General features: G+C 46.5%; 1 protein-coding gene. It reads left to right on the top strand.

Going from position 1 to position 941, the window contains the following annotated elements; all coding sequences use genetic code 11:
- Positions 1 to 740: trypsin-like serine protease (locus R7093_RS24325; protein ID WP_318146896.1), on the top strand; the 740-nt coding region annotated here is incomplete at its 5' end.
- Between the last annotated feature and the right edge of the window lie 201 nt (positions 741 to 941).

The raw sequence follows: 941 nt of genomic DNA, 5'->3' as shown, positions 1-941 counted from the left end.
TTGCGCTGCTTTACCTTACTCGCCCAGTTACTGGGGTGAATGTGGCTGACCTCGCCACGAAAGAAGACATGATCAGCATTGAGGCACGATTAGCTGCGGATTGGAACGATAACTACGACACCAACCAGCGAACTGAAAATGTTCAGGTTTATGGATGGGGAACAACAACGCCAATGGCATCGGAGGCTTCTCCTTTGTTACAAACCACTCAGATCGGTTTTCTTCCGATAGACAAGTGTTATGAGCGTCTGGAAATTGGCAATAGCTATCCGGGGTTGATTAACTCTAGAAGCAACGCGACTAAGATCTGTACAGTGCCTACATTCAATAGGATTTTAGAGCCAAGCAGCAGCACTCAATATGGTAACTCTGCTTGTAAAGGGGACAGCGGTGGCCCGCTCCTGGACATTGCGACAGGCAAGCAAATTGGGGTCGTGAGTGGTGGTCCTTTGGTATTGCCGACTTGTGGCTCGCTGACCATTCCAAGTTTTTATACGAAGGTCAGTAACTACTACGATTGGGTTCAGTCTTACATTACTGCCGACACACCACCAAACCGTTACATCACTGAACCAAATTTTATCATCAATGCTAGAGAAGAAGCGGGCAAAGAGTGTCACGATGGTATTGCAACCAATAATTGTGATTTCAAAGGTTCCGATGACGATGGCGGCAGTCTAAATCTCTGGTTGTTGGCTCTGTTCGCTCCTTTAGCATGGTGGCGCAGACGCGAAGCGTAATCACGTTAACGATGTTGAAAGAAACGAGCAGCGCACGTCGCTGCTCGTTTTATTGTTAGGTTGACACTGTATAAATGACGATGAGTGCGTCGTCAAAATGAATGTCCTTACGCCATGTAAGAATATTGCCAAGTGATCGCGGATTTTCACGTTTTATTACACTCTTCACCATGGCTTTTACAGCGATATTCTGGGGATTTG

This window comes from Vibrio sp. 1580, from assembly GCF_033340055.1.
This window is presented reverse-complemented; position numbering and strand designations above follow the sequence as displayed.